Source organism: Streptomyces sp. NPDC104096 (assembly GCF_055584385.1).
Genome location: NZ_JBVJMD010000056.1, coordinates 1 through 9,789 on the forward strand (window position 1 = coordinate 1; position 9,789 = coordinate 9,789).

Annotated in this window: 7 protein-coding genes and 1 pseudogene; 4 read left to right on the forward strand and 4 right to left on the reverse strand. The window is 69.8% G+C overall.

What is annotated here, in order from left to right; translation table 11 throughout:
* Window positions 1-364 precede the first annotated feature (364 nt).
* Complete coding sequence (locus tag ACZ60B_RS35400) at window positions 365-793, reverse strand: hypothetical protein (protein WP_469394496.1); 429 nt, start codon at window positions 791-793, stop codon at window positions 365-367.
* A 127-nt stretch (window positions 794-920) separates the two neighbouring features.
* Here ACZ60B_RS35400 and ACZ60B_RS35405 point away from each other — a divergent pair, with 127 nt between their 5' ends.
* Window positions 921-1,484, forward strand: coding sequence for a hypothetical protein (locus ACZ60B_RS35405; RefSeq protein WP_469394498.1), 564 nt, complete (start codon window positions 921-923; stop codon window positions 1,482-1,484).
* Window positions 1,481-4,129, forward strand: coding sequence for a helicase associated domain-containing protein (locus ACZ60B_RS35410; protein WP_469394500.1), 2,649 nt, complete (start codon window positions 1,481-1,483; stop codon window positions 4,127-4,129). Before ACZ60B_RS35405 ends, ACZ60B_RS35410 begins: the two co-directional genes overlap by 4 nt.
* 296 nt (window positions 4,130-4,425) lie before the next feature.
* Here ACZ60B_RS35410 and ACZ60B_RS35415 read toward each other — a convergent pair whose 3' ends face one another.
* Together ACZ60B_RS35415 and ACZ60B_RS35420 are read right to left on the reverse strand one after the other, a co-directional pair.
* On the reverse strand, window positions 4,426-4,551 hold the full coding sequence (locus ACZ60B_RS35415) for a transposase (protein ID WP_469394502.1): 126 nt from the start codon (window positions 4,549-4,551) through the stop codon (window positions 4,426-4,428).
* A gap of 68 nt (window positions 4,552-4,619) precedes the next feature.
* On the reverse strand, window positions 4,620-7,139 hold the full coding sequence (locus ACZ60B_RS35420; protein ID WP_469394504.1) for a SpoIIE family protein phosphatase: 2,520 nt from the start codon (window positions 7,137-7,139) through the stop codon (window positions 4,620-4,622).
* Window positions 7,140-7,511: 372 nt separating this feature from the next.
* On the opposite strand from ACZ60B_RS35420, the gene ACZ60B_RS35425 reads away from it, so the two are divergent.
* Complete coding sequence (locus tag ACZ60B_RS35425; RefSeq protein WP_469394506.1) at window positions 7,512-7,766, forward strand: response regulator transcription factor; 255 nt, start codon at window positions 7,512-7,514, stop codon at window positions 7,764-7,766.
* Window positions 7,767-7,881: 115 nt separating this feature from the next.
* Here the strand turns inward: ACZ60B_RS35425 and ACZ60B_RS35430 are convergent.
* A pseudogene (locus tag ACZ60B_RS35430) lies at window positions 7,882-7,953 on the reverse strand (ATP-binding protein); the annotation flags it as partial.
* 135 nt (window positions 7,954-8,088) lie between these two features.
* Here ACZ60B_RS35430 and ACZ60B_RS35435 point away from each other — a divergent pair.
* The coding region (locus ACZ60B_RS35435; protein ID WP_469394507.1) for a serine/threonine-protein kinase at window positions 8,089-9,789 on the forward strand (1,701 nt) is incomplete at its 3' end.

Below are 9,789 nucleotides of genomic sequence, written 5' to 3' on the forward strand. Positions count from 1 at the left end.
ACAAAAAAAACCAAAAACACCAAAACCCATTTTCATAGGTGGGTGATGGTTTTTCTTAGTTTTGCTATCGCGCGGGGGTTGCGCTCCCGCTCCGCGGGCGCGCTGGCGGTTCGCTGCGCTCACCGCTCAACCCGAGGGCTGCGCCCTCGGGTTGGCATCCCCTCCGCTGCGCTTCGGGGATGAGGCTGCTGCGCAGCCTGGCCCGGCCTGCGTCCGGGCTGTGCGGTCCTCCGCTGCGCTGCGAACCGCAAGTCTCGCGCTGCGCGCGAGGCGGTGAGCCGCGCTCCGCGCGGCTCGGGCTGGCGGCGAGGGGTGATTAGCTGTCAGCTTCTGAGGCCTTCGTGGCCGGGGGTGTCCTATTCCTTCACTCGGAGGGTTTCTCGGTGGGCATCCACGGTTTCGGGGAGGGCGCCGGGGCCTGTACAGCGCTGCGGAGCATCTCCTTCAGCGTTTTCGGTGGGGCTTGCCTCTCCTCTTGCGAGTGCATCAACCGGGCTACTGTCACCCGTATATGACACTCACGGTTCCGCTGCTTGAGGAGCACCACCCAGGCCCCGTCCGGGGCGAGGAAGGCATGCCGGGCCGGCTCGTCTCCGGGCTTGGCGTGCCGGGCGAGGACTCCCGGCAGGTAGTGCAGGGCCGCATCCTTGGCTACGGCGGTGGCTTGCTCCTGGTCGCCGTTGATGTGGTGAGTGCCTACCAGCATCCATCGGTGCAGTTTCAGTTCCACGTCGTCGGCGCGTTCGGTCTCTCTGGTGTCCTCTTCAATGAGGACGTACCACTCATCGGTCATGATCGAATCATAGCTTTCCTCCGGGGTTCTCCGGAGGCTTCTCAATTTGATGCAGCATGTAGAGTTGGCAGAAATGAGGGATCCCCCATGGCGCATCGGGACCGCGCTGCGGAAGGAGGAGGGCAGCGTGTTGATCTACGAGTATCTTCCCTGCGAGTTCATCCGGCTGGGGGTGGTCTCGACAGCAGTCGGGCTCGGTCCCAATGCGGTGGCCGCACAGATACGTCTGGCTCAGGAGCGCCTCGGGAGTGCGCGGCTGGCCCCTTGCGAGCCTCACAATCTGAGCGAGCTGCTCATCGCAGAGTTGCGATGTCGTCAGTGGGAGCGGATCTCGAGTCTCGTGAACAAGGAGGGGATGGCCGTGTACGAGCTCGCTCGCGATGCGCGTGGCGGCCGCTACGAACGGCAGCGGCTGCAACGGCTGGTGAAGGACGTGGCGGAGGCAGAGCGGTTGGGGGCCGGCGCTGTGGAGATCGAGCGGCACCGGGTCTACCGGATCGATGCCCGGCCTGCTGTCGACTCGTCTGTGCAGGCGCCTGTTCTCACACTCCATCTGATGGAGGCAACACCTGACCGCGCGGCCGAGAAGGCCTGGACCGTCCACGGCCGAGAGGGCGGCCTCTACCAGCGCGGCGAATATCGGATCGCCTCCGTCGAACAAGCCCTTCCCGAATCCGGAGAGCTCTTTTGATCCAGCTCCGAGAACATCAGGTGGCTCAGAAGTCGAGTTTCCGGAAATGGGTCGGCTTTCCTGCAAGATCATCTGTGCCCCCTGAGGGGGCGCGGGGCACGATCGTGTCTGCGACCGGATCGGGCAAAACGTTCATGGCCGCCGCGTGCGCGCTGGAGTCGTTCGCGGACGGCCGGATTCTCGTGACCGTGCCGACCCTGGATCTGCTCGTGCAGACCGTCCAGGCGTGGCGCCTGGTGGGCCATCGGGCGCCGATGGTCGCGGTGTGCTCGCTGGAGAACGACGCAGTCCTGAACGAGCTGGGGGTGCGCACCACCACCAACCCGATCCAGCTCGCCCTGTGGGCCGGGTCCGGGCCGGTCGTCGTGTTCGCCACGTACGCCTCCCTGGTGGACCGTGAGGACATCGACGCACCCGAGGGCCAGCGGAAGGTACGCGGGCCGCTGGAGGCCGCCCTGGCGGGCGGGGAGCGGCTCTACGGCCAGCAGATGGCGGGCTTCGACCTCGCGATCGTGGACGAGGCCCATGGAACCGCCGGTGACCTCGGCCGGCCGTGGGCAGCAATCCACGACAACCAGCGGATCCCGGCGGACTTCCGGCTCTACCTGACCGCGACCCCGCGCATCCTCGCCGCGGCTCGGCCGCAAAAGGGCGCGAACGGCCAGGAGGCGGAGATCGCGACCATGGCCGACGACCCGAACGGGACGTACGGCGCGTGGCTCGCCGAGCTCGGGCTCTCGGAAGCGATCGAGCGCGAGATCCTCGCCGGGTTCGAGATCGACGTCCTGGAGATCCGCGACCCCTCCCCCGTCCTCGGGGAATCAGAGGAGGCGCAGCGCGGCCGGCGCCTGGCGCTCCTGCAGACCGCACTTTTGGAGCACGCCGCGGCGTACAACCTCCGTACGGTCATGACGTTCCACCAGAAGGTGGAGGAGGCCGCAGCGTTCGCGGAGAAGATGCCCGAGACCGCTGCCGAGCTGTACGCCAACGACGCTTCCGACGAGGACCTGGGCGCCGCGGACAAGCTGCCGAAGTCCTCGATCGACGCGGAGTTCTACGAGTTGGAGGCCGGCCGCCATGTCCCGCCGGACCGGGTGTGGTCGGCGTGGCTGTGCGGCGACCACCTCGTCAGCGAGCGACGGGAGGTGCTGCGTCAGTTCGCGAACGGCATCGACGCAGCTGGGCACCGGGTCCACCGTGCGTTCCTCGCGTCCGTGCGGGTGCTTGGGGAGGGCGTGGACATCACCGGTGAGCGGGGTGTGGAAGCCGTATGCTTCGCCGACACCCGCGGCTCCCAGGTGGAGATCGTGCAGAACATCGGCCGCGCGCTCCGCCTCAATAAGGACGGCAGCACGAAGGTGGCCAGGATCATCGTGCCGGTGTTCCTGGAGCCCGGCGAGGACCCGACCGACATGGTCGCCTCGGCCAGCTTCAAGCCTCTCGTAGCCGTGCTCCAGAGCCTGCGCTCGCACGACGAACGACTCGTCGAACAGCTCGCCTCCCGCGCCCTCACCAGCGGGAAACGCAAGGTCCACCTCCGGCGTGACGAGGACGGACGGATCATCGGAGCCAGCGGCGAGGTGGGCGAGGACCAGGAGCAAGGCCACACCGACGTCGCTGCCGGGTCCGCGCTGCTCCACTTCTCCAGCCCGCGCGACGCAGCCACCATCGCAGCCTTCCTCCGCACCCGCGTCTACCGGCCCGAAAGCCTCGTCTGGTTGGAGGGTTACCAAGCCCTGCTCCGCTGGCGAGCAGAGAACGAGATCACCGGCCTGCACGCCGTGCCCTACGACACCGAGGTCGAAGTCGGCGCGACGAAGTCGTTTCCGCTGGGGCGATGGGTGCACCAACAGCGGAGAGCGCTACGGGCCGGGGAGCTAGAGCCGCGCCGCAAAGAGCTCCTGGACGCACCAGAAGCCGGGATGGTCTGGGAGCCGGGCGAGGAAGCCTGGGAGAACAAGCTCGCCGCGCTGCGGTCCTACCGGCGGGCCACGGGGCACCTCGCTCCGCGTCAGGACGCGGTCTGGGGCGAGGGCGAGGCGATGGTGCCCATCGGGCAGCACATGGCCAACCTGCGCCGGAAAGGCGGCCTCGGGAAGAACCCGGAACGAGCGGCAGAGCGCGCGAAGCAGCTGGCGGCGATCGAATCGGACTGGAGCTGCCCCTGGCCACTGGACTGGCAACGCCACTACGCCATACTGCGCGATATCGCCGCCGACGAACCCCACGGCCGCCTCCCCCACATCGCACCCGGCGTGCAGTTCGAAGGCGACGACATCGGACGATGGCTGGTGAGGCAACGAGACGCGAGCACCTGGGCGCAACTGTCGAACGAGCAGCAGAAGCGGCTCTACGAGTTGGGCGTCGAGCCCGCCGAGCGGACCGCTGCGGTACCGGCGGACAGGCGTGCTGGGAAGGCGGCGGGATATGCGTCAGCAGCCTTCCAGCGGGGCCTCGCGGCCCTCGCCCAGTGGATCGAGCGAGAGGGGACCCACCGGCCGGTACCCCGGAAGGCGGTGGAGACCTTCCCCGACGGGACCGAGATCAAGGTCGGCATCTGGTACAGCAACGCCAAGGCCAGGCGGGACAAGCTCACCGCGGAACAACTGGACGCACTACGGCAGCTGGGCGTCGAATGGGCCTGATGGCCAACGGGGAAGCGTCCCGCCCTCGCCTGGTTATGCACGATCATGGAAGATGCCTAGATGATCAGTGAGAACGTGACCGAGTATGAGGCGGCGAGTCGGCAGCGAATGTGTCGGCGAAGGGTGGACGACTAGCTGATCGACGAGCTGGTGAGCCGAGCCCAGGCCGAGGGCCTGCAGCTGACCGGTGAGGGCGGGCTGCTCCGGCAGCTGACCATGCTTCCCGTCCGGGCTATGGGTCGCCAGTCCGGTCGCGGAAGCCATCCGCGCGATCCTCCGGGCCGCCCGCACCCGCATCAGTGCTTGGTGCCGATCTCCCGGGCGACCTCGGTGACCGTCTTCCCCGGCGTGTGGACCAGCGCGACCGCGTTCCGTGTGAACTCGTCGGTGTACCGCTTGCTCGTGTTGTTCTTCTTACTCACTACCTGGGACTGCTTCCTCCGGGACCTTCCGTCCCAGGAATCAGGCTGTGCAGCCCAGCAAGGGATCTTCACTCACTGTCGGGTGCGACGGTTTGTTCGGCCCAGATGGTCTTGCCGGTGGGGGTGTGGCGGGTGCCCCAGCGGTCGGCGAGTTGGGCGACGAGGAGGAGGCCGCGTCCGCCTTCGTCGTAGACGCGGGCGCGGCGCATGTGGGGCGTGGTGCTGCTGGTGTCGGAGACTTCGCAGATGAGGGTGGCGTTCTGGTGGATCATGCGGAGCTGGACGGGGGGCTTGCCGTAGCGGATGGCGTTGGTGACGAGTTCGCTGACGATGAGTTCGGTGATGAAGGCGGCCTGGGTCAGCCCCCACGTGGTGAGCTGGGCGGTGGCATGTTGGCGGGCGTGGGCGACGACGGCGGGTTGGGGTTGCAGGTCCCAGGCGGCGACGCGGTCGGCGCTGAGGGCGCGGGTGCGGGCGATGAGCAGGACGATGTCGTCGTCGGGGCGGTGGGTGAGGGTGGCGGTGAGGACGTGGTCACAGACGGTTTCGAGGGTGTGGGCGGGGCGGACGAGGCCGGCGAACATTTTGTCGAAGGCTTCGTCGATGTCGTGGTCTCGGGGTTCGAGGAGGCCGTCGGTGTAGAAGGCGAGCAGGCTGCCTTCGGGTAGTTCGGTCTCGGTGGCCTCGAACGGCAGGCCGCCCAGGCCGAGCGGGGGGCCGGCGGGGACGTCGAGGAGGTAGGCGGCGTCGGGGGTGACGACGGCGGGCGGGGGGTGGCCGGCCCGGGCGAGGGTGCAGCAGCGGGTGACGGGGTCGTAGACGGCGTAGAGGCAGGTGACGCCGATGCCGCCGGCGCCTTCGGGGGCGCCTTCGGGGGTGGATTCGTCGGCGGAGAGGCGGATGACAAGGTCGTCGAGGTGGGTGAGCAGTTCGTCGGGCGGCAGGTCGACGTCGGCCAGGGTGCTTACCGCGGTGCGCAGCCGGCCCATGGTGGCCGAGGCGCGGATGCCGTGGCCGACGACGTCGCCGACGACGAGGGCGACGCGTGCGCCTGACAGCGGGATCACGTCGAACCAGTCGCCGCCGACGCCGGCCAGGGGGTCGGCGGGCAGGTAGCGGGAGGCGATCTCGAGGGCGGCCTGGTTGGGCAGGGTCCGCGGGAGCAGGCTGCGCTGCAGGGTCATGGCGGTGGTGCGTTCGCGGGTGTGGCGCCGGGCGTTGTGGATGCTCAGTGCGGCCCGGGCGGTGAGCTCCTCGGCGAGTTGCAGGTCCTGGGGGGTGAAGGGGGCGGGGTTGTGGTGGCGGCTGAAGAGGGCGGCGCCCAGGGTGGTGCCTCGGGCGCGCAGCGGCACCACCATGAGCGAGTGTGTGCCCCACTCGCGGATCCGGGCCGCTCCTGGATCCTCGTCGGCCCACCGGGCAAGGGTGGGGCCGGTCATCTCGTAGAGCGCCCCGCGGTGCTTTGCCAGGCATTCGGCCACCGGGGACAGCGGCGGGTAGGTGCTGGACTCGCCGACGGTGACCGGGGATTCGGGGCTTGCTTCCAGGACCGAGCGTACGGCGGCGCGGCGCATGGTGATGGGCCCGGTCAAAGCGGTGGCGCCCGCCTCCTCACCGCGCGCGGGGAGCAGGTCGACGGCGGCGAAGTCCGCGAGGCGGGGGACGGCGACGTCGGTGAGTTCCTGGGCTGTGCGGGCGATGTCCAGGGTGGTGCCGATACGGGTGCCGGCCTCGTTCAGCAGCGTGCGCTCCCTGTCGGTGTGCTCCTCGTGCGCCTGGTACGCGGTCAGGCACACGCCCCGCAGCCGGCCCGCTTTGTCGCGCAGCGCGGTCAGCGACACGGGCCGGCCACTTTCTGGGCCGTCAGCGCTTCCGGTGTGGGCGGTGGGGGGGAAGGCCTTTGTCCACTGCGGCTCGCCGTCCTGTAGCACTCGGCGCATCCGCGCCTGGATCTCCTCGCCCACGGGGTGCGGCGCGATGTCCACCAGGCGCAGCCCGCGCATCTCGGCCTCGGTGAGCGAGAGGGCGCGTTCCATGCCGGTGTTCGCCGCGATGAGCCGCAGATCCGTGCCGAAGACGGCCAGGATGCAGGGGGACTGGGTGAACGCCCACTCCTTCAGCTCCCTCAGCCCGTCCGGCTCCTGCCCGCGCTCGCCCGGTTCGCCTGGTGTGCCGTGCGGGTGGTTTTCGGGGGGCGGCGGCGGGCTGGTCCGAAGGAGCCATTCGGTGGCCGCACCGCCGGTGGGGGTGCGGCGGTGGGCGAGCAGGTGCTGTTCGAGGCGGCGGCCGTCCTGGTGGCGTAGCACCACGGTGCCGTTCCACCGGTCCTTGCCGGCCGCCTGGTGCCCGGCCGCCTGGCGGGCGGCCTCGCCGGTGTCGTCGGCGAGCAGGTGGGTGGCAGGGCAGCCGATGATCTGTGAGGGCTCGTAGCCGAGCAGGCGCCGGGCGCCCTCGCCCCACCCCGTCACGATGCCGTGTTCGTCGACGGTGGCCGTGGCCGTGGCCGTGACGGTGGCGGTGCGGGGCGGCTCGAGCGGGGCGTCCGCCTCGTACGGCCGTTCACCAGGAGGAGTGGGAAGGTGCTCCATCGGCGCTCATCTCGCCTCGCTCGTTCCTCGACCGCTGTTCCCGGGGGAGCCTGCGCGGCCAGGGCCCTACCGACAAGCATGATCCGGCGGGGCGGGAAACAGCAACACGGTGCTCGGTGAGGTGCCCGGGCCGGGCGGGGGCGCGGACTGCTCGCGGTGGGCGATGCGCTGTGTGCGGTACCGGGTGCCGAGGGTCGTTCTGTACGTCACCGATAGAGGCGGATAACGAAAATTTCAGGAAATGTGCGACGGCGTGGAACCGGCCTGGCCCTGCCTGTGTCCGTTAGGGGCAAATGCCCACATTTAGGTATGCGTGTCACTCCGAAGATGTGGGTCGGGACGAGCGGACCGATGCGCCGAAGGAGAGCCGCCATGAGCCTCGCAACCGCCCTGTACGCCGAAGCCCCCACCCCCGCCTCTGCCTTCGCGTGCGGGCCGGCTGCGCTGGCCCCACGCGAGCGGGAGGCGCTGCAGCACATCGCCGCCGGGCGCACCTACGTGCAGACGGCCCGGCGCATGGGGCTCTCGAAACACACCGTCGATGCGTATCTGCGCCGGATCCGGGCCAAGCTCGGCACCAGCAGCACCGCCGAGCTCACGCGCCTGGCCGTCTCCCTGGGCCTGTGACGCCGCGTTTCGGACCGGGCGGGGGTCGTGAACTGCTCGTTCTGTCGTCCTCGCAGGTCCGGCTGTAGTGGATCGTCCAGCACGTCCTGACCGCCCTGGCCTGCGACCTCACCTTGATGGAGATCACTTCGCAGTGGTGCAGGAGGCGGTCGAGGACGGCGGTGGCGAGGACCTCGGATCCCGACACCGCCACGCGGAACGTACGCGGGCTACACCCGTTCTGGGCGACTTGCCGTTCTTCGAGCGATATGCAATACGTGGAGAGAGACCCTTCAGCGCTCGCCGAGGAACCCCCGCTGGCCGTCCTGGAAGAGGGAGTGCCATGTCAGGAGCGCAAGAGGCCGCCGGGCGCGTGATCATCGAACGTTACCGGCTTCTGCGTCGGCTCGGGACCGGCGGCATGGGACGTGTGTGGCTGGCGTACGACCAGGAACTGGCGTGCGAGGTCGCGCTCAAGGAGATCATTCTGCCGCCGGACGTCCCCGAATGCGAGGTGCGCTCCCGGATCGCGAGGGCCCGCGGCGAGGCCCGGCACGCCGCCCGGCTGCGCAACCATCCGCATGTCGTCACCGTGCACGACATCGTGGAGGAGGGCGGCCTGCCGTGGATCGTCATGGAGTTCGTGCCCGATGCCATGGATCTGGAGGCGGTGGTGCGCGAGCAGGGGCCGCTGCCGCCCGGCGACGTCGCCCGGATCGGTCTGGCGGTCCTCGACGCCCTGCTGGAGGGACACCGGCTCGGCGTCCTGCACCGGGACGTCAAACCGGCCAACATCCTGCTGACCCATCCGGGGCCCCACCCCTCCTATCCGGCGGAGGGCGGCGGCCAGGTGATGCTCACCGACTACGGCATCGCGCTGGAGCCGAGCTCCGGGGAGGACCGCCTGACCGCCACCCTGGAGGTCCTCGGGACACCGCGCTTCATGGCCCCCGAGCGGGCCAACAGCCAGCCGCCCACCCCTGCCGCCGACCTGTTCTCGCTCGGGGCCACCCTGTACTACGCCCTCGAGGGGGCCGGTCCCTTCGACCGCGACACCGCCCTCGCCACGCTGAGCGCCCTGCTGTTCGAGTCCCCGAGCCTGCCGCGCCAGGCGACGGAGCTGACCCCGGTCCTCATCGGGCTGCTGGCCAAGGACCCCGCGGACAGGATGGACGGTGAGGAGACCGCCCGGCGGCTCGCCTCCATCGCCGACCAGCCCCACCCGTCCCCTTTGCAGCAACCGGCTCCCTCACCGCAGGCGCCGCCGCCCGAGCAGCCCCCCGCCCCGAAGCCGCCGCGCCCCCGGGAATCGGCCCCGCCGACCGAGATCCTGTCGCCGGCCGAGCCGCAGGAACCGACCGGCCCGCCCCTAAAACCGCTGCCGCACAAAGGGGAAGAGGCCCGGCTGCGGCCCCGCCCCCCGCGGCCCGGAAACCGACGGGCCAGGCTCATTGCGGGGGTGGCGCTGGCGGCGCTCGCCGCGGCGGGCGGCGGCATCTACCTGGCACAGTCCCGTTCCTCGGGTCCCACCGCACCGTCCGTGTCCTCGATCCAGGTCGGCAAATCCCCGGGCGCGGTGGCGGTGTCCCCGGACGGGCGCCGGGCCTACGCGACCAACTACTTCGGCCCGGCTTCGGTGTCGGTGATCGACACCGCCACCAAGCGCACCATGGGCAACCCCATCGGTGTCGGCGACAAGCCGCAGGGGGTGGCGGTGTCCCCGGACGGAGGCCGGGCCTACACGGCCAACTACGGCTCGGATTCGGTGTCGGTGATCGACACCGCCACCAAGCGCACCGTGGGCCACCCCATCGGTGTCGGCAAGAAGCCAGTCGCGGTGACGGTGTCCCCGGACGGACACTGGGTCTACACGGCCAATGCCGGCTCGGATTCGGTGTCGGTGATCGACACCGCCACCAACCGCACCGTGGGCAACCCCATCAAGGTCGGCAAGAAGCCGTACGGGGTGGCCATCTCCCAGGACGGAGGCCAGGTCTACACGGCCAACTCCGGCTCGGATTCGCTGTCGGTGATCGACACCGCC

Coding starts and splice junctions, on each gene's coding strand:
- ACZ60B_RS35400 (WP_469394496.1), bottom strand. CDS start 793: ATGACCGATGAGTGGTACGTCCTCATTGAAGAGGACACCAGAGAGACC.
- ACZ60B_RS35420 (WP_469394504.1), bottom strand. CDS start 7,139: ATGGAGCACCTTCCCACTCCTCCTGGTGAACGGCCGTACGAGGCGGAC.
- ACZ60B_RS35425 (WP_469394506.1), top strand. CDS start 7,512: ATGAGCCTCGCAACCGCCCTGTACGCCGAAGCCCCCACCCCCGCCTCT.